Annotated in this window: 21 protein-coding genes; 8 read left to right on the forward strand and 13 right to left on the reverse strand. The window is 61.1% G+C overall.

What is annotated here, in order from left to right:
- Positions 1-2: 2 nt before the first annotated feature.
- The 5 genes from E4021_RS10250 to rsfS form a co-directional block, all read right to left on the reverse strand.
- The gene (locus E4021_RS10250; RefSeq protein WP_136459041.1) at positions 3-848 is read right to left on the reverse strand and encodes an MBL fold metallo-hydrolase; all 846 of its coding nucleotides are present in this window, start codon (positions 846-848) and stop codon (positions 3-5) included.
- An 18-nt stretch (positions 849-866) separates the two neighbouring features.
- Complete coding sequence (gene fucP, locus E4021_RS10255; protein ID WP_136459043.1) at positions 867-2,210, reverse strand: L-fucose:H+ symporter permease; 1,344 nt, start codon at positions 2,208-2,210, stop codon at positions 867-869.
- A 40-nt stretch (positions 2,211-2,250) separates the two neighbouring features.
- Entirely contained in the window at positions 2,251-4,827 is a 2,577-nt protein-coding gene (locus E4021_RS10260; protein WP_136459045.1) for a sigma 54-interacting transcriptional regulator, read from the reverse strand.
- Positions 4,828-4,943: 116 nt separating this feature from the next.
- Positions 4,944-6,938: an ATP-dependent zinc metalloprotease FtsH gene (gene ftsH, locus E4021_RS10265; protein WP_136459047.1), complete on the reverse strand. Its 1,995-nt coding sequence runs from the start codon at positions 6,936-6,938 to the stop codon at positions 4,944-4,946.
- Positions 6,939-7,002: 64 nt separating this feature from the next.
- On the reverse strand, positions 7,003-7,395 hold the full coding sequence (rsfS, locus tag E4021_RS10270) for a ribosome silencing factor (protein ID WP_246050272.1): 393 nt from the start codon (positions 7,393-7,395) through the stop codon (positions 7,003-7,005).
- Positions 7,396-7,478: 83 nt separating this feature from the next.
- On the opposite strand from rsfS, the gene E4021_RS10275 reads away from it, so the two are divergent.
- Complete coding sequence (locus E4021_RS10275; protein ID WP_136459049.1) at positions 7,479-8,243, forward strand: biotin--[acetyl-CoA-carboxylase] ligase; 765 nt, start codon at positions 7,479-7,481, stop codon at positions 8,241-8,243.
- A 3-nt stretch (positions 8,244-8,246) separates the two neighbouring features.
- On the opposite strand, the gene E4021_RS10280 is transcribed toward E4021_RS10275, so the two are convergent.
- The gene (locus E4021_RS10280) at positions 8,247-10,991 is read right to left on the reverse strand and encodes a S9 family peptidase (protein WP_136459051.1); all 2,745 of its coding nucleotides are present in this window, start codon (positions 10,989-10,991) and stop codon (positions 8,247-8,249) included.
- 77 nt (positions 10,992-11,068) lie between these two features.
- On the opposite strand from E4021_RS10280, the gene E4021_RS10285 reads away from it, so the two are divergent.
- Positions 11,069-12,421 carry a gluconokinase gene (locus tag E4021_RS10285; RefSeq protein WP_168797552.1) on the forward strand — a complete coding sequence of 451 codons (1,353 nt, stop codon included), beginning with the start codon at positions 11,069-11,071 and terminating at the stop codon, positions 12,419-12,421.
- Here E4021_RS10285 and E4021_RS10290 read toward each other — a convergent pair.
- Genes E4021_RS10290 through pyrE form a run of 3 tightly spaced genes read right to left on the reverse strand, consistent with a single transcriptional unit; the run spans position 12,407 to position 14,998 of the window.
- A complete protein-coding gene (locus E4021_RS10290; RefSeq protein WP_136459055.1) occupies positions 12,407-13,219 on the reverse strand; it encodes a UbiA prenyltransferase family protein in 813 nt (270 codons plus the stop codon). The two genes, E4021_RS10285 and E4021_RS10290, sit on opposite strands and share 15 nt — an antisense overlap.
- Positions 13,220-13,230: 11 nt before the next feature.
- Positions 13,231-14,316 carry a M28 family peptidase gene (locus tag E4021_RS10295; protein ID WP_136459057.1) on the reverse strand — a complete coding sequence of 362 codons (1,086 nt, stop codon included), beginning with the start codon at positions 14,314-14,316 and terminating at the stop codon, positions 13,231-13,233.
- Positions 14,317-14,350: 34 nt separating this feature from the next.
- Positions 14,351-14,998 (reverse strand): orotate phosphoribosyltransferase, encoded by a 648-nt coding sequence (pyrE, locus tag E4021_RS10300; RefSeq protein ID WP_136459059.1) that lies wholly within the window; start codon positions 14,996-14,998, stop codon positions 14,351-14,353.
- A 20-nt stretch (positions 14,999-15,018) separates the two neighbouring features.
- Here pyrE and E4021_RS10305 point away from each other — a divergent pair, with 20 nt between their 5' ends.
- The 3 genes from E4021_RS10305 to obgE all read left to right on the forward strand — a co-directional run bounded on the left by E4021_RS10305 (position 15,019) and on the right by obgE (position 17,368).
- Positions 15,019-15,642: an NUDIX hydrolase gene (locus tag E4021_RS10305; protein WP_168797553.1), complete on the forward strand. Its 624-nt coding sequence runs from the start codon at positions 15,019-15,021 to the stop codon at positions 15,640-15,642.
- 130 nt (positions 15,643-15,772) lie between these two features.
- Entirely contained in the window at positions 15,773-16,294 is a 522-nt protein-coding gene (locus E4021_RS10310; protein WP_246050273.1) for an adenylate kinase, read from the forward strand.
- 36 nt (positions 16,295-16,330) lie between these two features.
- Positions 16,331-17,368 carry a GTPase ObgE gene (gene obgE, locus E4021_RS10315; protein WP_136459065.1) on the forward strand — a complete coding sequence of 346 codons (1,038 nt, stop codon included), beginning with the start codon at positions 16,331-16,333 and terminating at the stop codon, positions 17,366-17,368.
- A 17-nt stretch (positions 17,369-17,385) separates the two neighbouring features.
- On the opposite strand, the gene E4021_RS10320 is transcribed toward obgE, so the two are convergent.
- The gene (locus E4021_RS10320) at positions 17,386-18,750 is read right to left on the reverse strand and encodes an SPOR domain-containing protein (protein WP_136459067.1); all 1,365 of its coding nucleotides are present in this window, start codon (positions 18,748-18,750) and stop codon (positions 17,386-17,388) included.
- Between the two features lie 280 nt (positions 18,751-19,030).
- Between E4021_RS10320 and E4021_RS10325 the strand changes: the two genes are divergently transcribed.
- The gene (locus tag E4021_RS10325; protein WP_136459069.1) at positions 19,031-20,446 is read left to right on the forward strand and encodes a tetratricopeptide repeat protein; all 1,416 of its coding nucleotides are present in this window, start codon (positions 19,031-19,033) and stop codon (positions 20,444-20,446) included.
- On the opposite strand, the gene E4021_RS10330 is transcribed toward E4021_RS10325, so the two are convergent.
- On the reverse strand, positions 20,423-20,926 hold the full coding sequence (locus tag E4021_RS10330; protein WP_136459071.1) for a TrmH family RNA methyltransferase: 504 nt from the start codon (positions 20,924-20,926) through the stop codon (positions 20,423-20,425). The genes E4021_RS10325 and E4021_RS10330 overlap by 24 nt on opposite strands.
- A 10-nt stretch (positions 20,927-20,936) precedes the next feature.
- Positions 20,937-21,398, reverse strand: a complete 462-nt coding sequence (locus E4021_RS10335; RefSeq protein WP_136459073.1) for an FKBP-type peptidyl-prolyl cis-trans isomerase — start codon at positions 21,396-21,398, stop codon at positions 20,937-20,939.
- A 296-nt stretch (positions 21,399-21,694) separates the two neighbouring features.
- Here E4021_RS10335 and E4021_RS10340 point away from each other — a divergent pair, with 296 nt between their 5' ends.
- Complete coding sequence (locus E4021_RS10340; protein WP_136459075.1) at positions 21,695-23,062, forward strand: ADP-ribosylglycohydrolase family protein; 1,368 nt, start codon at positions 21,695-21,697, stop codon at positions 23,060-23,062.
- Between the two features lie 3 nt (positions 23,063-23,065).
- Here the strand turns inward: E4021_RS10340 and guaB are convergent, their stop codons facing one another.
- On the reverse strand, positions 23,066-24,547 hold the full coding sequence (guaB, locus tag E4021_RS10345) for an IMP dehydrogenase (RefSeq protein WP_136459077.1): 1,482 nt from the start codon (positions 24,545-24,547) through the stop codon (positions 23,066-23,068).
- Positions 24,548-24,747: 200 nt separating this feature from the next.
- Here guaB and E4021_RS10350 point away from each other — a divergent pair, with 200 nt between their 5' ends.
- Positions 24,748-25,224: a hypothetical protein gene (locus E4021_RS10350; protein WP_211097000.1), complete on the forward strand. Its 477-nt coding sequence runs from the start codon at positions 24,748-24,750 to the stop codon at positions 25,222-25,224.
- Positions 25,225-25,230 lie beyond the last annotated feature (6 nt).

The following is a 25,230-nucleotide window of genomic DNA, read 5'->3' on the forward strand; positions in this document are numbered from 1 at the left end:
GTTCACGATTGGTCGGGGGCTTTCAGTTCTTCTTCCGCTACGTGTTGCTTCATGAGGGCCAGGTTGTCGGCGTGGTACTTTCGCATGATGCCGGGAAAACGGTAGCGGGTGAACAGCCGGTCCAGGTCGAAAGTCCGGTCGTGGCGCACCGCCGCTTCGAGTTCATCCAGGTATTCGCGGGATTCCCGGACGCGCTCCAGCATCTCCGAGGGCAAGGTAGCATGATCCCCGTGTCCGCTGACCAGTACCCTGATTTCATGATCGCGGATGATCCCCTCCAAGCGGTCGAGCGTGGCCCGGTAAGCCGATACGGAGTGGTAGACGTAGGGGAACTCGATGTTACTCAGGTAGTCGCCCACGATGAGAATTCCCCGTTGCCGGTTCAGGGCGATGATACCGTCCGGGTTGTGCCCCGGCGCCCGAAAGAAGAGGTACTCTTCTGAGCCCAGCAACCGGCTCACACCATTTCCCGCCAGGGAAGTATCGATCCGTGGGTACCGGACTGGATAGCCACGGGTGATGTAATATGCATCGTCGAAGTCCAGTATTTGCCTGATCGGTTCGTCCGGGTCCGCAATCCCGACGAAAGCTTCGGAAGCCAGGGTATGCCAATCCTCGAACCGTCCGAACCCGATGATGTGATCGTAATCCGAATGCGTGAACAAGAGGTAGCATGTGCGACCTCTCCGCAATTCCTCTACCCGCGCATGCAGGACCTCAATCTCCTGCGGCAGCCAGGTCGGGTCGACCAGCAGCAGGTGATCCTTTCCGATGATCAGCGTGCTCACCGTCCGAAAGAGTGCACTCTCGTAGAGTTGTAGGTCGGGGCGATCGAATTGAACGGGCATGGGTGGGGCGTTGCTTGATCAGGGACGGGGTGGGGGAGGGACCACTTCGCTTTCGGGTAGTGGATAGTACGTGAAAACCTGGTAGCCGTACCAGCCCACGACTACGAAGCACAGCAGGGGCAGAAAAAAACTAAAATTGATTTCCGGGACGCCCAGCAGGCGTAGGTCGGTGTACCCGCTGCCCCCCAGATCCAGCAGCAGGCCCTGCAGGGTGGGCATCAGTGCCCCGCCCACGATGGCCATAACCAGAAAGGCCGCCCCAAATTTCGCGTCTTCCCCTTGCCCTTCCAGGGCAATCCCGTAGATCGTCGGGAACATGATTGACATGAAAAAACTGATCCCCACCAACGCATACAGCCCAGCCATACCCACCAGGAAGATGGTCAAAAGCGTCATGGCCGTCGCGCCGATCGCGAAGCCCAACAGCAATTTGCCGCCGGGGAGGAACCGCAGGAGGTAAGTGCCTACCCACCGTCCGATCAGGAAGACAACCAGGGCGGAAATGCCATACGGTACCGCGTCGGCGTTGGAAATGCCGATCGATTCGGCGTACTGGTAGATGTAGGTCCAGCACATAATCTGCGCGCCCACGTAAAAGGCCTGCGCCACCACCGCCCAGCGGTAACGGGGCTGAACCCAAAGGCGGCGGACGGCGGCCCGGATTTCAAGGCGGCCGTAAGTGGTTTCCTTTTCGGGCATGTTCAGGACGAGAAAAAGAACCAGCATGACCAGCACCATGGCCCCAAGCAGCAGGTACGGATCGCGGATGACCTCCAGGTCGGCGGTTCGGATGGCCGCCTTCCGCGCCGGGTCCAGGGCGGCGTAGGCGTGTACCCCCATTTCATCGGCGCGCAGCCGGGAAAGGATGAATTCCTTGGCGACGATCAGTCCGCCCAACGCGCCCACCGGGTTGAAGGCCTGGGCCAGGTTCAGTCGGCGCGTGGCCGTTTCTGCCGGTCCCAGCGACATGATGTACGGACTGGCGGTGGTTTCCAGAAAGGCCAGTCCGAAGGTGAGCACGTACAGGGCCAGGAGGAAGAAGGGGTAACTCTCCCACGACGCAGCCGGGTAAAATAGCAAAGCCCCGCCAGCGTACAGGGCCAGTCCCAGGATAATACTCTTCTTGTAGGAATACCGCTTGGCGAAGATGGCCGCCGGCAGGGCCATCGTGAAGTAGCCAAAGTAAAAGGCGAACTGCACCCAGCTGGCCTGAAAGTTGTCTAGCTCCAGCACCTTCTTGAAGGCCGACACCATTGGGTTGGTGATGTCGTTGGCGAAACCCCACAGGGCAAACAGGGAGGTTACCAGAATGAAGGGGGGAAGCAGCGAACGGGAAACCAGCGGGGGCAACGAGTGGGGCATGAAGCAACGGGATCAGGGAAGCCGCCCAAAAGATAGGACCTTAACCCGTGAACTTGTTGCGGTCAATCCCGAGCTTGTTCATCTTGGACATGAGGGTCCGGCCGTTCAGGTCCAGAAGTTCCGCGGCACCGCCGGGGCCGGTCACCTTGCCCTTGGTGCGTTTGAGGGCCTCTATGATGTACTGCTTCTGCATCGTTTCGAAGGGAACGATCTTGTCGCTGCGGAACGACAGGTTCTCGTCGTTGCGGTCATTGCGACGCAGCGCGCGCAGGCTGGCCGAGAGGTTCAGGGTAGAGGATTGCGAAGTGATGACCGCGCGTTCCACGAGGTTAATCAGTTCCCTCACGTTGCCCGGGAATTCGTACTTCACCAGCACGTCCAGGTCCTTGGGGTTGATGTGGGTGATGTTGCGGCCCATCCGGTCCGAGTACACCTTGGCGAAGTGCTTGACCAGTACGGGGATGTCCTCCGTGCGTTCCCGCAGCGGCGGGTTGTGGATCGGGAAGACATTGAGTCGGTAGAAAAGGTCTTCCCGGAAGGTGCCCTGGGAAATCATATCCTCCAGGTCCCGGTTCGTGGCGGCCACCACGCGTACGTCCACGTGGATTGAACTGGTTGACCCAATACGCTGAATTTCCCCTTCCTGCAATACGCGCAGCAGTTTAGCCTGCATGTCCAGGGGGAGTTCGCCAATCTCATCCAGGAAGATGGTTCCGCCGTCGGCCAGTTCGAATTTCCCCTTTTTCTGGGCGAATGCCCCGGTAAAGGCCCCGCGCTCGTGGCCGAAGAGTTCGCTCTCGATCAGGTTTTCGGGCAGGGCGGCGCAGTTAACGCTCACCAGGGGCTTGCGTCCGCGGTTGCTGAATTTATGGATGGACTGCGCCAGCAGTTCCTTGCCGGTACCGGTTTCCCCGGTTACGAGCACGGTGGCGTCCGTATCGGCAACCTGTGCGATCTGGGCGAGAATGCGCTGGTACTTCTTGGAAACCGTGATGATGGCCCCCCCGGTATTTACCTGCTCGATCTGCTCCCGCAGGGTCTCGTTCTCGCTCTGGAGTTGCTTGGTGAGCTCGTCGACCCGCCGCTTAGTCTTCATCAGCTTGCGGCGATTATTGTACTGCACGGTTACGTCGCGGCAGATGAGGCACAGGAAACGCTGGTTGCCGGCCTCCACCTGGGCGAAACGGACTTGCAGGGTCCGGTCATCGCCGCTGGTGGTCGTGTAGATGTAGTCGGTCGCCGAACGGCTTCTGCCATCTATCTTATCCTGCCGGATATCGGCCAGCGCGGGGATGTCCAGGTCGGGCATCAAATCTTCGATCGGCATGCCTTCCAACTCCAGGCTGGTCTTTCGGCTGAGTTTGCGGCGTGCCGCCTCGTTGACCAGCACCACGCCGTTGTTGGCGTCCAGCCAGATCACCCACTCGTCAAGGGCATCCAAAGTGGTAGCATGCAGTTGGAGGTTTTCGGAGTACTGTTCGTGTCGGCTGTTGTCCTGATTGATGGCGATCATATACTCCTCCTCTCCCCTGCGGTAATAGTGGAGGCGCGCCAGGGTGCGCAGCGTGCTGCCGTCCTTGCGACGTATCTGCGTTGGAAACTCCAGGTACCGTTGATCGCGCAGCTTCGGGTAAAGACGACCGAACTCCTCTACCCGTTCCGGATCGGCAATTTTGGAGGTGGGGGCATCCAACAGTTCGCGTTTCGAAAATCCGGTCATTTCGGCGGCGCGATCGTTGGCGTATAGGATCTTGCGCTCCGAATACGAGATCAGGAATACACTTTCGGATTGTTGATCCAGCGCCAGCCGCAACAGGTCCTCCTGCAGCGGTCGCTTGACGGGTTGCGCGTTGTTTTCCCCGGCGCGGACCAGCGTTCCGTAGATCTTATAGACTTCCAGTTCATTTTCCACCGAACGGGCGCGGACGATATAGTCGGTGGGTGCCGTCTGTTGGTCGGTGCCCGGCGCACGCAGGGCCAGGGGCACTTCCTCTACACCGCTGGTCACCTTCAGCCGCTTGTAGAGCGCACGGACGTCATCGTAGATGTCACCGACAACGTGCTCGCGGAAGATGCCCAGGAATTCGGCTGCGGGGTAGAAGCGGCGCTCCTCGGCCAGGCCCAGCCAGCGGCTGATCGGGGGCGACAGGTAAACCTGGTTGGTCGTGAAGTTGATCTCCCAGCCGCCCATATTGGCATCTTCCTGGACGGCCTCCAGCAAATCGGCATCCCGCTTGCCGGCCTCAGTGGCCGTAAAGACGATGAGGCAGAGTTCCGGATCAATGCTGTAGATGTCAAAACCGGCGCGGCCGCGGACGCTGAACAGCTTACCATCGCCGTTGACGAATTCAGTATCAAAGTACTCTGAGGTACTATCCTGCAGCCGGTTCCAGAAACGCTTCCACCCCAGCATGCTGAAGTGCGGGTTGATCTCGAAATAGCTGGTTCGCTGCAGCGCCTTGGAGGTGTAGCCGAGGATCTTGGCGGCACTTTCATTGCCGTAATGCACCTTGCCGGTCATGTCGACCCACAGGGCACCCTCGGTCACCATATTAAAGGCGTCCTGATGCATTTGCAACAGGGCGTCAACGGGGGGAGCTTGGTCGGCCAGATTCAAGGATTGGAGAGTGCGGTGTTACTAAGCTTGGTGAAGATAAGAAATTCGTCAAGCAAAATGGCCCCAGAACTATCGTTTTGGGGCCATTCGAATCCGGAAACCGCAAGGATTCCGGTCTAGGGCATCACTTTACCGTTGTTGTTGGGATCGTGGGAGTTGTCGATTACTCCCGCCCATTCCTGGTAGCCTTCTTCGGCATCGGCGGGGCGCGGCCCGATGAGTTCCTCAAGGTCCTTGCGACTGAGCACTTCTTTTTCCAGCAGGGCTTCGGCCAACTTGCCGACCTCTTCGCGCTTCACCTGGAGCAGCTTCTTCGCCCGCTCGTACTGACCGGTAAGCAGGGCGCGTACCTGGTCGTCGATGAGTGTGGCGGTGTCGTCGGAGTAAGGACGCTGGTAACTGTCGCGGCTCATGCCGTAGAAGCTAACCTGACCTACGGTCGGGTCCATGCCGTAAACGGTGATCATGTCGTAGGCCATCTTGGTCACCTTGTCCAGGTCGTTCTGGGCACCGGTACTGATCTTGTTGAAGACCACTTCCTCAGCGGCACGACCACCAAGGGTCATGCACATCATGTCGAGCATTTGGTCAGAGCGGGTGATGTACTGTTCCTTGGGCAGGTACTGTGCGTAACCCAGTGCAGCTACGCCACGGGGAACGATGGTCACCTTGACCAGTGGCATGGCGTGCTCCAGGAACCAGCCGCAGATGGCGTGTCCGGCTTCGTGGTAGGCAATGATCTTCTTCTCATCGGGGTTGATGAGCTTGTTCTTCTTTTCCAGGCCACCAATCACCTTGTCGAGGGCGTAGTTGAAGTCGTCCAGACCGATCGAATCCTGGTTGCGGCGGGCCGCGATCAGGGCTGCTTCATTACAGATGTTCGCGATCTCGGCACCGGCGAATCCGGGGGTCATTTCCGACAGGATGAGGGCATTGACGGTATCGTTGACCTTAATGGTCTTGAGGTGGACCTTGAAAATGGCTTCGCGACCCTGGAGGTCGGGCCGGTCGATACCGATCTGCCGGTCGAATCGGCCGGGGCGGAGGAGGGCCGAATCCAGTACGTCGGGCCGGTTGGTGGCGGCCATGAGAATAACACCCTTGTCGGTGCTGAAACCGTCCATCTCGACCAGCAACTGGTTGAGCGTATTCTCCCGCTCGTCGTTACCGCCCTGCATATTGGCGCGGCCACGGGCGCGGCCGATGGCGTCGATCTCGTCGATGAAGATGATACACGGCGCCTTTTCGCGGGCCTGCTTGAAGAGGTCGCGGACGCGGGATGCACCCACTCCGACGAACATTTCGACGAAGTCGGATCCCGACATGGTAAAGAAGGGTACGCCGGCTTCCCCCGCCACGGCCTTGGCCAGCAGGGTTTTACCCGTACCGGGAGGGCCTACGAGCAGTACGCCCTTCGGGATCTTTCCGCCCAGGGCGGTGTATTTTTTCGGGTTCTTGAGGAAGTCTACGACCTCCATCACCTCTTCCTTGGCTTCGTCAAGACCGGCCACGTCGGCAAAGGTGATGTTCACCTTGCTGTTCTGGTCGAAGAGGGTGGCCTTGGATTTGCCGATATTGAAAATCTGGCCGCCGGGACCGCCGCCCCCGCTGCCGAGCCGGCGCATGAGGATGATCCAGATGAACGCGATCACCGCCAGGGGCAGCAACCATTGCAGGGCGGTACCGAGGTAATCGGCCCGCCGCTCGGCGTTTACCCGCACCCGTTCGGAGAAGGGCACGCCGTGCTCTTCATAGGCTCGGGAAACGAAATCGTTGAAAGAAGCGGGATCCGCTACCTCGAGGTAATAGTCGTAGCGCGTGCCACCCATACCCTCGGGGGCCGAATCTTCGTAGCGCGGCAGCGACTTCTTGTCTTCCTTGAGGTAGATTTCGGCCCGTTCGCTGTTGACCAGGGTGATGGATTGTACCGCATCGTCCTTGATGATCTCATTCAGGCGATCCAGGTCAATCTCGCTCGAAGCCCCCGTGCCCCAGTTGGTCAGCACCAGGGCGAGCAACACTACGGACATGATGGCGTAGATCCAGTAACTCTGGAACTTTGGTCCGCCTCCGTCACCGTCGGGCTTATTATTCTGATTGTTTGCGCTCATATGTATTGGCTAACGTGCGTACCGGCTTTTCGTTGGCTGGTGCCGCATATTTTGGGTTGGCCGGCTAGAGGGTTTCGTATTGTGTCGCAATGCCGTCGCTCCACAAATCTTCGATTTGGTAAAAGGCCCGCGTCTCGGGGTAGAAAACGTGGACCACGGTATCGAAGTAGTCGAGGCAGACCCAATTGGCCGGGCGGCTGCCGGTTGTATTCTTGGTGTACTCACCAAGTTCCTGTTTCATGCGTTTCTGCACGTTCTCGGCGATGGCCCTCACCTGGGTGGTAGACTCGCCCTCGCAGATGAAGAAGAACTCGGCCGGTCGATCGTCCAACTTGCGAAGGTCAAGGCGAACGATGTTTTTACCTTTGATGTCCCGGATACTGTCCAGGATGACGTCGAGCCGCTCCTCCATCTTGGGAGCAATGGCCTTGCGTACTGACTCTGTGGATGTATTCAAATCACGCTTTTAGTACAATGAAAGTAGCAAAAACCGTTCCGGAATGGTCGTGGGCCCTGCTACGGATTTGCAAATGAAACAATGTGCTGCTACCTAAAGTTGCCCGCTACTTTTCCCGCGTTGATTCCACGAATGCCGCCCTGCTGAAAGCCCTGGAAAACGGGGATGCCCTGGCTTCCGGAGCCGTATTCCTTAGCGACGAACAGACGGCCGGCCGCGGGCAGGGGACCAACGCCTGGCACGCTAGCCGGGGCGACAATCTGACCCTCAGTATGCTGTTTCGGCCTGCCCATTTGTCAGTCGACGGAGTTTTCTCCCTGACGGAAGCCGCGGCCCTGGCCGTGGCCGGTACCGTCCGCAGCCTGCTTCCCCCGGACCGACGCCCGGAAGTGCGCGTCAAATGGCCCAACGACGTCTACGTAGGGCACCGGAAGATCGCCGGCATCCTGATCCAGAATGCCCTGCGAGGGAGTCAGGTAGTGTCCGCGGTAGTAGGCATCGGGCTTAACGTCAACGAACGGGAGTTTCCCGGCCCATTGTCAGCCTCGGCGGTTTCCCTGCGCCAGCTGACCGGCGGGAACGTCGAACGCGAGACGGTGCTCGCCACGCTTTTCGGCGAACTCGCTTACTGGTTCTCCCGCCTTGACGAGGGCCGGTTGGACGACCTGCGCGGGCAATACCTGAGCCTGCTTTACCTGAAAGGCCAAGTCAGAACCTTCCGGCGTACTGAGGACAAACTGGACTTCCGGGCTACCATTGTCGGGGTCGACCCCGCGGGCCGCCTGCTGCTCCACCTGGCCGACGGGCACACGGAGGCTTTCGCCCAGCGCAGTCTGCAGTACCGGTAGGTACTATTCCCGCATCAGTTCCAGGTTCTGTTCGATGCCGCGTTCCAGGGGGCTTACGCCTACCTTCATCCACTTCGGCATGGGGGCGTCCTGCAGGTAATAGTCGAAGAACTGACTCATGCGGGTCTGGAAATCGGCCCGGTTCGGGACCTTCACCGGCCAGTGGGGTTCGCCCCGGTAGTTGAGGAACCAGGCCGGCTTACCCAGCCGCCGCAGGGCCGTGAACCATTCTATACCCTGGTACCAGGGTACCGCGCCGTCTTCGTCGTTGTGCAGGATCAAGATCGGGGTATTGATCTTGTCGGTGAAGAAGAGTGGCGAGTTTTCCAGGTACCGCAGGGGGTATTCCCAGATGGTGCCGCCGATCCGGCTTTGGGTGCGCTCGTACTGGAACTGCCGGCTGCGGCCGCTGCCCCAACGAATGCCACCGTAGGCGGAGTACATATTCACCACCGGGGCACCGGCCTCGATGGCGGCGAACAAATCCGTCTTGGTCGCCAGGTAAGCCGCCTGGTACCCGCCCCAGCTGTGGCCCTGCAGGCCGATATTTTCCTTGTCGATAAACCCGTCCATCAATAGCGAGCTCACGCCGCTCATGACGCAGTTGTAGGCACTCTCCCCGGGGTAACCCTCGCGGTAGATCACGTCCGGGTTGAAGATTACGTAGCCACGGCTGGCGTAGTGCGGGTAATTGATCGAGGAGCGCCCCGGCACGGGGGTACGGTGGCGGTACAGTCCTTCGCTGCTGCGCTCGTAAAAGTTGACGATCAGGGGGTAGCGCTTGTTCGGGTCAAATCCGGCGGGCTTGACGAGCAGTCCCTTCAGTTCCCGCCCCTCGTGGTCGATCCAGTTGTACTGCTCCACCGTACCCCAGTTGAACTGCGATTGCTGCGGATTGGCGTCGGATACTACCGTAGCCTCCGCACCGAGGTCCTCCGTAATGCGCAAATTCGGAAAATCCGTGTAGCTCTCCCGGGTATAGAGGTAGCGGTCCGCCAGGCGGGCCTTGCGGAAGTCATCGTATACGTAGGGCCCGACGGCCAGTTCTTCCACCGTTCCGCCTTGTGGCAGGCGGGCGAAGCCGCCGTAATAGTCGCGGTCACGCTGGAAGGTCAGCACCAGGGGAAAACGCACGGCCGCCTCCTCGGGGTCCAGGTCCGCGTAGCGGTAGGCGGTGCTGTCCTCCCGACCGCGGGTGAGTCGTTCCGGGGCCCCACCCCGGGGGTCAAGCCGCCAGAGGTCGTAACGGTCGTACACGATCAAGGCTCCGTCGTTCTCCGTCCATCCGGCTGTGCCGTAAGGGTAGGGGTCCATCGGCCGGTCGTTGAGTTCGTCGTAGAAGGTGCCAAGTTTGTTTGAGGTCAGGTCGCGGACCTGGTTGTTCGCCACGTCGTACACGCGGTAGGCCGTATCCACGGGATTGTACCAACTGATGTACTTGCCCTCGGGCGACCATTCGAAGAATCCGGGCTCGCCCTCCACTACCGGCGTGCGCTTGCCGGTCCGCAGGTCCACCACGCTGGCGTCGCGGCCGGCGGGTCCGCCCGTCCACATGGTTTCGCGGCTGTAGGGGGTCTCGGTGTAGAGTAGTACGTGGTTGCCCCGGCCATCTTCCGGCCGACTGGTCTCGGGCAGCTCTGGCGTGGCCAGTTGCTGGAATTGGTCCTCCCCGGTGCGGTACACGGCTAGGTAGGTAAATTTCCGGTCCTGCTCCAGGTTGTTGTTCTGCCGGGTGTAGAGCAGGGGGTCTTCCGTGGTCCACACTTCCACGTCGGCAACTTCGCTGGCCAGGCCGTTGCTGTCGAGCTCGGGGCGCCGCGGGGTGGTGCCGAAAAAGAGGTACTTGCCGTCCGCGCTGAACTCCGGGCGGCGGTCGTCGCTGATCCGGTAGCCCTGGGGCAGCCAGGAGCGGTCACGACCGGTGACCATGTAGGCGCTGTCGCTGCCCTCCGACCAGTAGTGCAGGTGAAAGGGCGGCTGCTTCATCTCCTCCTTGTCCTTCTCACTACTCAGGAAGGCGACGTGCTTTCCATCGTAGCTGACGTTGAGGCCGGAAAAGTAGGCAGGACCCTCACTCAGGGTCTGCCACTCGAGTTCGCTGGGATTGATCCGGAAGATTCCCGCCGACCAGGTACTGTCCTTCGCCGTGCGCCGGGCCACCACGATCGGGGCATCGCGCGCGATCCGGAAGTCCATCACGCCCTCCAGGTAAAAGCTGTCCGGACGGGCAAAGCGGCGCACCACCAGCCGGCGGGCGTCCTTGTCCAGGTCCTTGCGCAGGCTGTCGGCCAGGGTGGAGCCGGTAGTGTAGGCGAACACATCCGAAGAGCGCTCACTGAGCTTCACCTCGTACACCTCCGGGTACCGGCGGGCTTCCCCCCGCTCCAGGTCGTACACCAGCAGGGTATCCAATTTTTTCAGGGCATCGCCCTCTTCCCGCCGCTTGTAGTGCAGCACCGTATCGCGGGAGGGTTTCAGGGTCCCTACCAGGTAGCGCCCGTCGTAGCTGAAGCGCGCGTCGTGGAGGCGGGGGAACCGGCGCTCGCCTTGTTCGCGGACGTTGTAGAGCACGGCTTCCGGGTCGCCCAGGTCGGGCGTCAGGGTGTAGAGTACATGCGCGCCGTCGGCGCTGAGTGCCTCGCCCCGGATTTGCTTCCAGGCCTGCATATCTTCCACCGTGATGGGTTTTTGGGCGCGTACGCAGGTGCAGAGCAAGGACAGAAGGGCTAGGATAAGTGGTAATCGCACGGCGGTCAATTTGGTGGCCGGTAAATATACACAGGCTCGCTGCCATGCCGTCGGGCACCCGCTGTACCTTTAAGCCCATGCCCGACAATCCCCTTTACCTCGGACTCGACCTCGGTACCACCTCCGCCAAAATCTGTGCCTTTGACGCTACGGGCAGACTGATCAGGGAACGCAGTGGCGATTATGAATTGCTCCACCCCGAGCCGGGTGCCGCGGTGCAGGACGTGCGGGCCATCGCCGAAGTGGCCGAACGCATCCTGGCGGAAATCCTCGCTGACCTGCCCGGACCGCCGGCCGGCCTCGGCATCAGCTGCCCCATGCATGGCGTATTGCTGCTCGACGCCGCGGGCGAACCCACCGGCCCCGTCATCACCTGGGCCGACGTTCGGGCGCAGGCCGTAATGGACCGCTTTGACGCGTCCCAGCGTAAAAAGTTGCTACACCGCACGGGAACGCCGGTACATCCGATGTCGCCGTTGGTCAAACTCCGCTGGCTAACCGCCTCTCATCCCGACCGGTTAGCCGGTGCCACCCGGCTCGGGGACCTCAAATCGTACCTGGTCGACCGCTGGACCATCGACGGTCCACTCATCGACGAGCAACTCGCGAGCGCCACCGGCCTGCTGAATCTGGAAACGCGTGATTGGGACAAAGCAGCCCTTAAACTCGCCGGCAACGGGCAGGCCCTGCCCCTGGAACTGCCCCGCGTGGTGCCGGCCAACCACCGACTGCAATGGCGGCCCGAAGTCGCCCGGCAGCTCGGTACCAGCGATGTACCGCTCTTCATCGGTGGATCCGACGGCTGCCTAGCCAACCTCGGCAGCGGACTCCTGGAACCCGGCAAAATCTCCCTCACCATCGGAACGAGCGGAGCCGTCCGGGCCACCCACCGGGGGCTCAGCGGCACGACCGACCACCAGTTGTTCAACTACCTGTTGTACGACGATTACTACGTCCTGGGCGGGGCCACCAACAACGGCGGCAAGGTCCTGGAATGGACCTATGAGTTGCTCTGCGGCCACTTTTCCGGCATTGGGCCCATGATCGAGGCGGCCGCCGCCGCCCCGGATACGAACCTGGTCTTCCGGCCCTACCTCAACGGGGAGCGAGCACCCGTCTGGGATGCCCTGGCCACCGCTGCTTTCGTAGGGCTGCGGGGGTCCCATACGCCCACCGATCTGGCCCGCGCCGTGCTGCTGGGGGTGACGGACAACATAATTGCTATTCTGCGACAAGTGGAGGCAGCTACCTGTCCGGCCGAGGTGATCTATGCCAGCGGGGGGTTCACCCGCTCGGAAGCCTGGGTAAAGTTGATGGCCGAACGCTGCGGGCGGCGGGTTGAGATCGCCCAGACCCCCCAGGCCAGCGCCTACGGCGCGGCCCGGATCGCGGAGAAGGCCCTCGCGCGCCCTTCCTCAGCCCAACAGTAGCAGACCGAGAGGGGGCAGGAGCAATATGCCATTGACGATCGTGGCGAAGAAATCCTCACCCCTTCCCGCGGAGGTCCACCGGGCGATACCCATGGCCATTCCGTAGGCAATTGCCAGCCCCAGGCCGGTAGCCGGTTGGTAGCGGAGAAAGGAAACCAGGGCACAAATCAACAGCAGGATCATGGCCAGGGCACGGTTGCGGCCGGGGTGCGCCCCCGCCAGTGTCCGCACGCCCTGCCGGCGGTCGAGGTCCACGTCTCGCAGGTCGAACAGCAGGGCCACCGAAAGGGTAAAAAAGAAGCGCAGTACCGGTTCAACGGGCCTGGCGTGGATGGAAAATGCCGGAAAAAGGTCGGTCATGAAAGTCCAGGCCAGGGCTACCCACACCACTTTCAGGTAGGGCAGGTCGCGCAGGCGCCGCCCACCGGGATACAGGGGGATCAGGTAGAAAAAGGTAAAGGGTAGCGCAAGCACCACCGGCCAGAAAGCCCGCAGCGGAAAAGAGAAGGCCAGACTGATCGCGACCAGCAAACTGCCCGCCCCGATCATGAGGGAGATGCCGGGGTGCAGCGCCACCACCCGGTAGCGGCGCCCGTCGGGCTGCCCCCCGGCCCGGCGGTAGCTCAGCAAGCGGTGCAGGGTATAGACGCCCAGGGTAGCAAAAAAGACAAAATAATGCGAGGCGTGAACGGTCGCATCCCCACTACTGAGGAAGGTTGATTGCCAACTCAGACCCGCCGCCGCCAGCGCAATCCAGATGTGCCCGTAAAAGAGCCAGTTCAACAGCGGATTGCGCATGGATGGCAGACTTACACCTCGAAATAGTTAAAGCTCATACCGTCTTCGATGCTCAGGAGGGTTTGGAGGATGAGCTCAATAACCCCCTCCACGTCGCTCTTGGCAGCCATCTCCACCGTTGTATGCATGTACTTCAGCGGCAGGCTGATCAGGGCCGAGGCCACCCCGCCGTTGGAGTAGGCGAAAGCGTCAGTGTCGGTGCCGGTGGCCCGGCTGCTCGCTTCCCGCTGGAAGTCGATGTCGTTCTTTTTCGCGGCGTCGATGATGAGTTGCAGCAGCTTGTTGTGGACGGCCGGTGCCGTAGTGACGCTGGGGCCTTTTCCCGCCTGGACGTCGCCGACTTTCTTCTTGTCGAGCATGGGCGTTGTGGTGTCGTGGGTCACGTCCGTAACGATGGCCACCTGCGGCTTGATCCGGTCGGTGATCATCTGGGCGCCGCGCAGGCCCACTTCTTCCTGTACGGAGTTGACGATGTAGAGGGAGTAGGGGAGTTCGATCTCGCGCTCCCGCAGCAGGCGGGCCACCTGCGCGATGCAGAAGCCACCCAGCCGGTTGTCCAAGGCCCGCCCGCAGTAATAGCGGTCGTTCATCACCTCCAGTTCGTCGGGGTAGGTGATCACGCTGCCCACGTGGACGCCCATCTCCAGTACCTCTTCCTTGTCCTTCGCGCCAATGTCGATGAAGATGTTCTCAAGTTTGGGCTGCAACTTGGCGTCGTCGCCGCGCCGCGTATGGATCGCCGGCCAGCCGAAGACGCCCCGCACGATGCCCTTGTCGCCGTGGATGTTCACGCGTTTGGAGGGGGCAATGGTGTGGTCGCTGCCCCCATTGCGGACGACGTAGAGGTAGCCGCTGTCGGAAATGTAGTTGACGAACCAGCTGATCTCGTCGGCGTGACCTTCGATGACCACGCGGTAGTCCTTTCCGGGATTAATGACGCCGTAAGCGGTGCCGTAGGTGTCCAGACCGATCTCGTCCACGAAGGGGCGGATGTATTCGATCCAGCGTTTTTGCCCTTCGCTTTCGAAGCCAGTAGGGGAGGCGTTATTAAGGTATTCGTGAAGGAAGGTTTCTGCGGTTTCGGTTAGGATAGACATTCGTGTTGTTCAGTGAAAATTAAAAAGGGAGCCCCTATTGGGCCGCTGCCTCATAGGCGTTGCTCCAGGCCCGGGGGTCTTGCCGCCAATCGGCCAGAGCAGCTGCGTCCGCTTCGGTGATGTGGCCGGCGGCGGTTGCTTCTTCAAGCAAGGTAGCGTAATCGCTAACAGTGTATAGTGGGACCTGCGCATTTTGAAAGGCCCGTTCGGCGGAGGGGAACTGATAGGTGAAGATCGCCAGGGTGGCGGCTACTTCTCCGCCCGCGGCCCGCATCACATCCACGGCCTTCAGGCTGCTGCCCCCGGTAGAAATGAGGTCTTCGACGACCAGGTAACGCTTGCCCGTTTCCAGACGGCCTTCGATCTGGTTGCGGCGGCCGTGTTCCTTGGCCGAGCTCCGGACGTAGATGAATGGCAGGTCGAGCCGGTCGGCCAACAGGGCCCCGTGGGGGATTCCCGCGGTAGCCACGCCCGCAATGCCTTGCACGTCGGATACGGCACCCGCGGCCGCGCCCAGCGCCTCAACGACCTCAGTACGGATGGCGGGAAACGACAGCAGGACTCGGTTGTCGCAGTAAATCGGAGAACGCAGGCCACTGGCCCAGGTGTAAGGCTCGTGGGGGTTCAACTTCACCGCGCCGACCTCCAGGAGGCGACGGGCGATTTGCCGGGATGTGTCCATGCGTCGTAAATTTCGCGCCAATGTACGTAATCTATATCAACGACCGGCCGCTGGTCCTGCGCGACACGGCTACGGCGAGCCCCTACGGCGACGGCGCCCCCGACACCCACCTGGTGGCCCGTTACTCCGGCAAACGCAAGAGCCTCCTCAATTACGCCGACACCCTGGAGAAGGGCAGCCAGAAAGTATTTTCCATTGAGCTGGTGGCCGACGACCTCAACGACCTCTGGCAGGACTTCCAGTCGCACTACCGCTGGGTGGAGGCCGCCGGCGGACTGGTGACCCACGCCCGCAAGCAGCAGCAACTGTTCATCTTCCGGCGCGGCTACTGGGATCTGCCCAAAGGCAAACTCGACGAAGGCGAAGACCGGGCCGCCGCCGCCCTGCGCGAGGTCGAGGAAGAGACGGGACTGCGACAGCTATCGCTAGGCGAGGCCCTGCCCACCACCTACCATACCTACCGCACTTCTAAACACCGCATCCTCAAGCCTACCTACTGGTTCCGGATGACGACCGAGCAGAACGAACTCATTCCGGAGACCGCCGAAGACATCGAGCGGGCCGAATGGCGGTCGGTGGAATCGGTGCTGGAAGGCGAGGGTCCCATCTACGAAAACCTGCGCGCGCTGCTGCTGACGGTCTGACCGGCGAGGGCTCCGGGACGGGGCATCGCAATTTGTCTATATTTGCGCCCCACTCACGACCGTCTCTATGTACAATTTGATCCTTTTTGGCCCCCCGGGATCCGGTAAAGGGACCCAGGCACAGCTATTGGTGGACAAACACGACTTCCTCCACATCAGCACGGGCGACATGTTCCGGGAGGAGCTGAGCCGCAATACCCCCCTGGGCCAGGAGGCGCGCTCCTACATGGATGCCGGCCATCTGGTGCCCGACGAGGTGACCATCGCCATGCTGCGCAAGAGGGTCGACCAGCACCCCGACGTTACGGGCATCATCTTCGACGGGTTCCCCCGCACCGACCCTCAGGCGGCCGCCCTCAACGAACTGATGGAGGAAAAGAACAGCCAGATCAACGCCCTCATCCTGCTGGACGTCGATGCCGACACCATCGTCAAGCGCATTCTGGGCCGCGCCGCCACCAGTGGGCGGGCCGACGACCTGAAGGAGGAAGTCATCCGTACGCGCTACGAGAATTTTGTCAACTACACCTCGCCGGTCTTCGACTTTTACGACAATCTGGGACTGGCGCGCCGGGTAGACGGTACGCTCACGCCTGAGGCCGTCTCCGCCGAGATCGACGCCATCATCAGCAACGGTCTGGACGCCGATTAGTGCACACCACGGCCGCTGAGCCGTTGGATAAATAGTATGGCAAAAGCAAACTTCGTTGACTACGTCAAGATCAACCTGACCTCCGGCGACGGGGGTGCGGGATCCCGTCACTTTTACCGCGCCAAGGGCATCCCCAAGGGTGGGCCCGACGGCGGCGACGGCGGCCGGGGCGGGCACATCATCCTGCGCGGCAACCGTAACCTGTGGACCCTGCTCCAATTCAAGTACAAGAAGCACATCCGCGCCGAGCACGGCCAGCGCGGCAGCGAGAACAACAAGACAGGTTCCACCGGCGCCGACGTGGTGCTGGACGTGCCCCTCGGAACGATCGCCCGCGACGCGGAGACCCAGGAAATACTGTTCGAAATTACCCGGCACGGGGAGCAACAGGTTATCCTCGAAGGAGGCCGCGGCGGATTGGGCAATAGCCACTTCAAGTCCAGCACCAACCAAAGTCCGGACTACGCCCAGCCCGGGGAGCCGGGCACGGAAGGCTGGTACATACTGGAGCTGAAGGTGCTGGCCGACGTAGGGCTGGTGGGCCTGCCGAACGTAGGCAAGAGCACCCTGCTGTCGGTAGTAACGGCCGCCAAGCCCGAAATCGCCAATTACGCCTTCACGACCCTGGTGCCCAACATCGGCATGGTACAGTACCGCGACGGAAAGTCGTTTGCCATGGCCGATATTCCGGGAATCATCAAGGGAGCCCACGAAGGAAAGGGACTCGGACATCGGTTCCTGCGCCACATCGAGCGCAACGCCACCCTGCTGTTCTGCATTCCGGCCGATGCCGACGATATCCGCGGACAGTACCGCATCCTGCTGAGCGAGTTGCGGAACTACAATCCGGAACTGCTCGACAAGCCCCGCGTACTGGCACTCACGCGGGCCGATATGGTGGATGAAGAACTGAAGCGCCTACGGGCCGGAGAAATTCCCGACGACCTACCGCACCTGTACGTGTCGGCCATCACCGGGGAGGGCATCACCCACCTCAAGGACCTGCTTTACAAGATGATCATCGAAGAGCGGGAATACTACGACGGCGTACAGCTCTCCATGGAGGAGGAATAAGCCTTCTGCGCCCCCTTCTAGAGAAAGCGGTAAAGGTCAGGTCCCAATAGATTTTCCAGCGCGGCGGTAGCCAGGTCGCGCGCTTCGATCGGTCCCAGTCCGCGGGATTGATACAGGGCTTCCAGTCGGGCCTGCGACTGGTAGTAGCCTACCCGCAGGGCGCTTACGATGGCCGCGTGCAGGGGATCTTCTTTGGCCCAGGAGTCCAGGTTCTTCCACACGGTCGTTTCCCAGCCACGGGCGCGGGCGGCGGTGGCCGCATCAAGGGGTTTGGATGCCTTGAGCAGTTGACCGCGCTGGTCGGCGATCTCGCCGGCGCGCTCCTGACTCCGTTGTCCGGCTGCCAGCTCCTCGGTGATCGTGGCGGTCAGCCGCAGTTCCGGCCAGTCGAGTCCGGCGCCGGCTTCGGCCATGTTACGGGCTTCGGAGAGGATGCGGTACTTACGCAGGCCGTCCATCTTTTCCCAGGCCTGCCGGTAGGCGGCCGTGGTGCCCGGACCGTAATACCCATCGATGCTTCCATCGTAAAAGCCCTTTTCCTTCAGTACGCGCTGCAGTTCAGCGGCGGAATGGCGTTTGGTCTTTCCGTCGATCTCCGGCAGCCGGGTAACGGGGGGAGTCAGGGGTGCAGTGGCACTGCCGCCAGTCGGTTCTTCACCCCGCGTTTCGGTGGCTGGAGGAGTTGGGGTTGGCGTTGTCGCGGCGGAGGACTGGGTATCTGCCACGACCGGGACGCCGGGCTGGCTCGTCGGCTTTGCGTCCGCGCTGGAATCAGTAGCGGCTTCAGCAGCGGGTGCCGTAGGCGGTACCTGGCGCAATTCTATGGGGATCAGAGGCTTCTTGATGCCGGTTTCGAAAGTGCCGACGGGGATGAGCGTTGAACGCCGGATGGAACGCACGAAGGCGTCTCCGTAGCCGAGCCCGCGGATGTCAGACAGGGCCTGGTTAGCGGCTTCGGGGTTGGGGTAGGGGCCCGTGACCACCTTGGTCACGCCGTCCGTGGCATCCACGAACAGCTTGCCGGCTTTTTCCAGCGCGCGCCAGTCGAGGGAACGATTGCGGCTCCGCAGGGCGACCTGGATAAAGGTGGCCTCCTCAGCAGGCTGCTCGGCCAGAGGGGCTACGGCGGCATTCCGGAAGCCGCGATCGCGAAGCTGGCTCGTGATCGTTTCCGCCTTCTCCCGGCTGGTGTAGTTGCCGAGGTAGACGTCCGTCAGCTGTCCCTCCCGGGGTTGCCCGTAGACGAAGCCCAGTTCCCGCAGGTCGATGAAGTCGTCCGCCTTGACGTCCTGAAAGGTGCCGACCCGAACGTTGAACAGGGTCTGGGCGGTAAGCAGCCCGGAAAAACAGGGCAGGAAGAACAGGAGTAAAAGGCGGTACATAGTGCGTCGGCTTGGTGGAAAATTCAGTGTGGCCGCACCCTAAACGGTCGGGGAACCGAAATGGTATAGTCGGCGGCGTGCTGCTGTAACGCGGAGAGTCCAAGGTAAGGTTTGGTGCAGCGGCCGCGGGGGATAACAATGCTCGCAAACCGGAACGACCGCCGCTTGTCAAGAGACCGTTAAGCGACGGGCGGATTGCAACTTTCTGCCCCATTAACCGTATTTTTACCACGATCCCCAGCCAATGGCCCAGGTGGCTAAGCCGGGGGCACTATACGGTATGAATAGAAAGAGCAACGACCAGCGCGAAAAAGCGTTGATGGCCCTCGTGGCCAGGTATGAAAAAGGGGCTCACAGCGGGGAGACCGTATTTTTGGCCGAGGAGGAATTTGAGGAATTACTGGTGCACTACTTTGGTCACCACGACTACGATCAAACGCTCGAAGTCGCGGACCTGGCCATCAGCCAGCACCATTATACCCCCGATTTCTACAAATGGAAGGCCCTGATCCACAAGATCAACCTGGAAGAGGAAGAGGCCCTTTCCACCCTGGAGCAACTCAACATCTACGCCCCCAACGACGAGGAGGTGATGATGCTTCGTTTGGAGGTCTTCGTTCACTTCGAACACCGGGAGGCCGCCCGCGCCGCCCTCGACCAGCTGTACAACGTAGTGGACGAGGACGAGAAACTGAGCCTGCTGGCATTCTTCGACGGACTCCTGTGCATGCAGGAAGACCGTTACCGGGAAAGCTTCGCGGCCCTCTCGGAAGCTATCCGGCTCGACCCCTACCAGGAACCGGCCTACGACGAATTGCTCAACGCACCCGAGCTCTCCGCCTTCCGCAGTGAAATTGGCACCCTACTGCAGCAGCAGGCCAATGCCGACCCCTTCAACGACGTCACCTGGTTCTACCTGGGCCTGTGGCACGACGACGGCGGCGACGATCTGGAAGCCCTGGAAGCTTTCGCCAACGCGCGGTCCCTCAACGAGTCGCGGAGCAATTACGACCTGGAATACGCCGACAAGCTGTTCGATCTTGAGATGTACGAGCCCGCCTTGCGCGCCTACAACGCCTATTTCGAATCCGACGAAGCGGAGGAGAGCTACGAGACCTGCATGCGTATCGGACGCAGCTACCAGATGCTGGACGAGCTCGGGCCCGCCAAAAAGGCCTACTTCCGTGCTCTCGAGCTTGATCCCGAGATGTACGACATCTACCAGTACATCGCCGAGTGCTGCGTGGCCGAGGAGAAATGGGGGGTAGCCGCCTACAACTACGGCCGCGCCGTAGAGCTGCCCAACCATACCGCCGACTGCTGGCTCGGACTCGCCCTGTGCAGTTCCGCCACCAATGCCCCCTTGGAAGCCGAACAGGCCTTTCTGAAGGCCATTGAAATGGATGAGGATTTCAGCGACGCCTACGTGTCTTACGCGCTCTTCCTGGTCGAAAACGGTCGGGAGCCCGAGGCGCTGGATATGCTGCGCGATATCTCCCTTTCGCTGGACGATCCAGCACTGGCTTACGGCCGGGTCGCAATTCTGATTCTCTGCGGACGACGCAAGGAAGCGCTTGCGCTCCTTAACGAGACGCTATCGGAGTACTACGAGGACCACGACCTGCTGTTCAACTGGCACCCGGAACTCAAAAACGATGCCGACGTGCAGTCGCTACTGCAACTTCATAAGGAGTAGATACACGGCCGCCCCGAGCGCTACGGCCACGTTCATGGAAGTATTGCGCCCGTACATGGGCAGGTGCACCGCGGCGTCGCAGCATGCGAGCAAGGCCGGTGGTACGCCACCCGCCTCGTTGCCCGCGATCAGTACCACCTCCCGCGCGAGAGGCGTATAATCGAATAGGGAAACGCTGGCATCGGTGATCTCCAGGGCAAGTATGACCGCGCCGCGATCGCGGGCCGCGGCCACATAGGTTACGGCATCATCCACGCATTCGTACGCTACGGCCCCTTCCGTTGCCCGGGCGGTCTTCCGGATCTTCGGGTGGGGCGGGCGCGGGGTGGTTCCGGACAGAATAAGACGTTCCAGACCGGCCGAGTCGGCCAGACGGAAGGCTGACCCCACGTTTCGGGGATCGGTCCAGTCGGCGCAGAGCAGGGTGATGGGCCAGGTCCTGGCTCCGGACGGGATCTCGTGGTGTTCCAGTTGTCTGATACGGAAGACTTTACTGAACGCTTACCAATTCGATATCGAAGATGAGGTCGGAATTCGGGCAGATATCCCCGGCCTGACTGGCGCCGTAGGCCAGCCGCGAAGGGACGAACAGCCGAATACGCCCGCCCTGGCCAATTAGGGGTATGCCCAGTTCCCAACCGCGGATCAGGTTATCCAGGACAAAAGTGCGCGGGGAAGACCCCGTCTGGTCGAAGATGTCTCCGTTGGTGGTCATCCCGGAGTAGAATACCGTCACGGAATTGGACAGGGTGGGCTGCACCGTATCGCCCTCTTCTTGGATGATGTAGTAGAGACCCGTTGGACTGTTGTCCAGGAACAGCTCCACGGCCGGAATACTGTCCGACAAGTATTCTTCAATGCTGGCGTCGCTCGACAGGCAGTCCTCGGAGTTGCAGCCCAGGGCGGTGAGCAGGATCAGGGTCAGGGCGACCAGTATATGGTTAGTCTTCATCGGCAGTTCGCGTTTGGGCGGCAAAAGTACCGTGCCGGCGCTATAGAACAAAGGAGTACGTGGACTTGTGGCATTCGTTCACAATCCGGACGGATCGCGGGTGCTGTATTTCGACTTTGGCCCACCGCCGACGATATTATCAGTAAGCAGAAATTATTTTCACAAAATTGAACACCCGTCCAGAGGCTGGGTTACAACAACAAACGAACTAAGCGTATAAGATAAGGTGAGTGTATGTAAGCGGTCCGTCGGTTATCCGGCGGGCCTTTTTTTATCTTAGGCCAAACTTTAACCACTTGAAATCAGGCCTCCCGGCGCTGCTGTCGCTGTTGCTGATCACCATCCTGCACTGCCGTGAGGCCGATCCTTCGCAACCCACGGTACCCCCAACTTCCCCCTCCACCGTGGATTACAGTGAATCCGATTACCAGGACGTGCGCCTGCCCGACAGCCTGCTGTACGACAAGATTCTCGGCCTCCTTGTCGGGTCCGCAATCGGCGACGCCATGGGGGCACCAACGGAGATGTGGAGCCAGCCCGCCATCAGCGACGAGTACGGCCACGTAGACAGCCTGGACATGGTGCTCCGCGAACCGAGCCCGGAAGGGCCCTGGGCCTTCAACCTGCCGCCGGGCGCGGGCACCGACGATACCCGCTGGAAAAACCTGATGGTCGACTACAGCCTCACCGAGCACGACGCACGCAGTAACTCCCGGCCGCTGACGTTCAGCGGGCAACGGTTCGCTCATTACCTGAACGAACGGTATCGCAGGAGGGTAGAGGCGTTAAAGGACGTATCGGGACTGGAACCGGAACCCCTGGAGGACGCTATGCGACGCGTGGCGTGGCTGCAAGAGTGGGCCACGGTAGCCAGGGCGTACGCCGAGGGGGACGTCGACGACTACCGTAATGCCCTTTCGCGCTTTTACGGGGGAGAAATGTCCTGCGCGGGCATGCTGTACAGTCCGGTTTTCGGGGCAGTTTATCCCGGTCGGCCGGAAGCGGCCTACCGCGCCGCCTACGAAACCTCTCTGTTCGACCTGGGCTACGCCAGGGATATCTCCGGACTTACTGCCGCCTTGACCGCGATCGCCTTTCAACCCGACGTTACGCCGGATGACTTTCTCAAGGTGGTGCGGGAAGTGGACCCCGAGAACTTTTTCCGGTCCCGACTGATCGGCCGGGTAGCCTACCGACTGTTCCAGCAAGCTCGAAGCATCGTAAGGGTGGCGGAACGCCTTACGCCGGAAGAAGCACGAGCAATGGATTTCCGGTTGCCGGATCGCTACCCCTACGACAGTCTCACTTATGCCCGGACGCTTAAGGCGTACGCCCTGCTCGACGAGGCCAAGCAGGATGTCCCCTTTCACGCCGCCGAGATCTACCTCATTACGATCACCTCCCTGCTTTTTACGGAATACCAGTTTCAGCCCGCCATGGAATTCATCGTCAATTACGGCAGGGATAACGACACCGTAGCGGCCGTGGCCGGATCCATCATCGGAGCCCTGCGGGGCTACGGTCAGCTCCCCGCGGAGCAGCGCGCAACGGTTATCCGGGTGAACCGGGAGTTGCTCGACATCGACCTGGAACAACAGGCCCAACGGCTGACCCAAGCCGTGCTGGACCGCCGACAATTGGAAACGAATGATGCGCTGCAGTAGGCTTTACCGCCGGCTGTAGTTGGGTGCCTCCTTCGTAATCGTGATATTGTGTGGGTGGCTCTCGGTCATACCCGCACCGGTGATGCGGACGAACTCCGCCCGCTGCAGATCGGCAATGGTGGCCGCGCCGCAGTATCCCATTCCCGCGCGAAGTCCGCCGAGGTATTGATTAACCACCTCAGCCAGGCTGCCCTTATAGGGGATGCGGCCTTCGATGCCTTCGGGCACCAGTTTTTTGACGTCGTCCTCCACGTCCTGAAAGTAGCGGTCCTTGCTTCCTTTATTCATGGCCCCCAGCGATCCCATGCCACGGTAAACCTTGAATTTGCGGCCGTCGTAAAGGATGGTCTCCCCCGGGCTTTCGTCCACACCGGCAAAAAGGCTGCCGGCCATGATGGTGGAAGCGCCGGCCGCCAGGGCCTTGACGATATCGCCGGAGTACCGGATCCCTCCGTCGCCGATCACCGGAATTCCCGTGCCTTTCAGGGCGGCGGCGGCGTTGGCGATCGCGGTGAGTTGCGGTACACCCACGCCGGCCACGATGCGGGTGGTGCAGATCGAACCCGGTCCGACGCCGACCTTGACGCCGTCAGCCCCCGCATCCGCCAGGGCCTTGGCCGCCGCACCGGTGGCCACGTTGCCGCCGATGATCTGCAAATCCGGGAAGGTATCGCGGGTCTTGCGCACGGCGTCCAGTACGCCGCGGCTATGGCCGTGGGCCGTATCGATGGTGATCACGTCGACGTTCACGTCCACCAGTGCCTGTACGCGGTCAAGCATGTCGGGGGTTACGCCGATTGCGCCGCCGACCACCAGGCGACCGAAGCTGTCCTTGCAGGCGTTGGGGTAATTCTGGACCTTCAGAATGTCCTTGTAGGTGATCAGGCCGACCAGCTTGCCGCTGTCGTCGACCACGGGCAGCTTCTCGATCTTGTAGCCCTGCAGGATCTGCTTGGCCTGTTCCAGGTTGGTGCCGACGGGTGCCGTGATCAGGTTGTCGGTCGTCATCCGCTCGCTGATCGGCCGGGAAGAGGCCGTTTCGAAGCGCAGGTCGCGATTGGTGAGGATACCCACCAGTTCGAAAGTGTCGTTGACGATTGGGATTCCGCCGATGCGGTGGCGGGCCATCAGGTTCTTGGCGTCGGCTACCGTGGCATCGTGCTTGAGTGTAACGGGGTCGACGATCATGCCGGACTCCGAGCGCTTCACCATGCGGACCTGTTCGGCCTGCTGTTGAATGCTCATATTTTTGTGGACGATACCAATTCCCCCCTGGCGGGCGATCGCAATAGCAAGACGTCCGTCGGTCACCGTATCCATGGCGGCGGAAACGATAGGCGCGTTCAGACGGAGGCCACGGGTGAGTTGGCTGGAAAGGTCGACCTCGCGCGGCAATACCTCGGAATACGCGGGCAGCAGCAGTACATCGTCGAAGGTCAGGCCTTGTTCGGCGAAGCGGTCGGGGATACTTTTGTTGTCTTCCATGCGCAAAGGTATGTAAAATGTGCCGGCTTACGGTGCAGAATCGCGGGTCATCCTGCCGTAAAACGAGGTGATCGTCGTCTTCCCGCCCCCCGGGCCCCAGGTTGGTGCCGTGCCCCAGCTGCTCTTGAATACTGCGACTAAGCAGGCAACCAAAACATATCGCCAAACGGGCTGGTTTTGGAAAAATCAACCCGCACGCCATGGATACGCAATATCAACCCCTGGAGCACCAACCCTCCGGCCTAGTAAGTGACCAATCCTCTCCGGAGGCCAACCGGCAGATTGGGGAAGAGATCCTTTCCCGGGTGGAGCAGTTGGCCGGACATCCGGATGCCATCGCCACCCGCCTGCGGGAATTGTCGGAAGAATGGGACGTCGAGCGCATGCTGGAAACCAACGCCTCCACCCTGACCCTGGCCGGACTGGTCCTCGGATATACCATCGACCGCCGGTGGTTGCTTTTGTCGGCCGGCGTGGCCACCTTTCTCTTACAGCACGGTATCCAGGGCTGGTGCCCCCCGCTGGTGGCCCTGCGTAAAATGGGTTTTCGGACCCGGCAGGAGATCGACTGGGAGCGTACCGCCCTCAAGGCTGTCCGGGGCGATTTCGCGCCGCTGAACGACATTAAGAATCCTCGGGAGCGCGCCCACGCCGCCCTTGCTTTCGCGGGGGATTAGCGCACG

Origin of the sequence: Neolewinella litorea (assembly GCF_004803465.1) — a bacterium.
Taxonomy (GTDB): Bacteria; Bacteroidota; Bacteroidia; order Chitinophagales; family Saprospiraceae; genus Neolewinella; species Neolewinella litorea.

Coding starts and splice junctions, on each gene's coding strand:
- E4021_RS10250 (WP_136459041.1), bottom strand. CDS start 848: ATGCCCGTTCAATTCGATCGCCCCGACCTACAACTCTACGAGAGTGCA.
- fucP (WP_136459043.1), bottom strand. CDS start 2,210: ATGCCCCACTCGTTGCCCCCGCTGGTTTCCCGTTCGCTGCTTCCCCCC.
- ftsH (WP_136459047.1), bottom strand. CDS start 6,938: ATGAGCGCAAACAATCAGAATAATAAGCCCGACGGTGACGGAGGCGGA.
- E4021_RS10285 (WP_168797552.1), top strand. CDS start 11,069: ATGCCCGACAATCCCCTTTACCTCGGACTCGACCTCGGTACCACCTCC.
- E4021_RS10290 (WP_136459055.1), bottom strand. CDS start 13,219: ATGCGCAATCCGCTGTTGAACTGGCTCTTTTACGGGCACATCTGGATT.
- E4021_RS10295 (WP_136459057.1), bottom strand. CDS start 14,316: ATGTCTATCCTAACCGAAACCGCAGAAACCTTCCTTCACGAATACCTT.
- pyrE (WP_136459059.1), bottom strand. CDS start 14,998: ATGGACACATCCCGGCAAATCGCCCGTCGCCTCCTGGAGGTCGGCGCG.
- E4021_RS10305 (WP_168797553.1), top strand. CDS start 15,019: ATGTACGTAATCTATATCAACGACCGGCCGCTGGTCCTGCGCGACACG.
- obgE (WP_136459065.1), top strand. CDS start 16,331: ATGGCAAAAGCAAACTTCGTTGACTACGTCAAGATCAACCTGACCTCC.
- E4021_RS10320 (WP_136459067.1), bottom strand. CDS start 18,750: ATGTACCGCCTTTTACTCCTGTTCTTCCTGCCCTGTTTTTCCGGGCTG.
- E4021_RS10325 (WP_136459069.1), top strand. CDS start 19,031: ATGAATAGAAAGAGCAACGACCAGCGCGAAAAAGCGTTGATGGCCCTC.
- E4021_RS10335 (WP_136459073.1), bottom strand. CDS start 21,398: ATGAAGACTAACCATATACTGGTCGCCCTGACCCTGATCCTGCTCACC.
- guaB (WP_136459077.1), bottom strand. CDS start 24,547: ATGGAAGACAACAAAAGTATCCCCGACCGCTTCGCCGAACAAGGCCTG.
- E4021_RS10350 (WP_211097000.1), top strand. CDS start 24,748: ATGGATACGCAATATCAACCCCTGGAGCACCAACCCTCCGGCCTAGTA.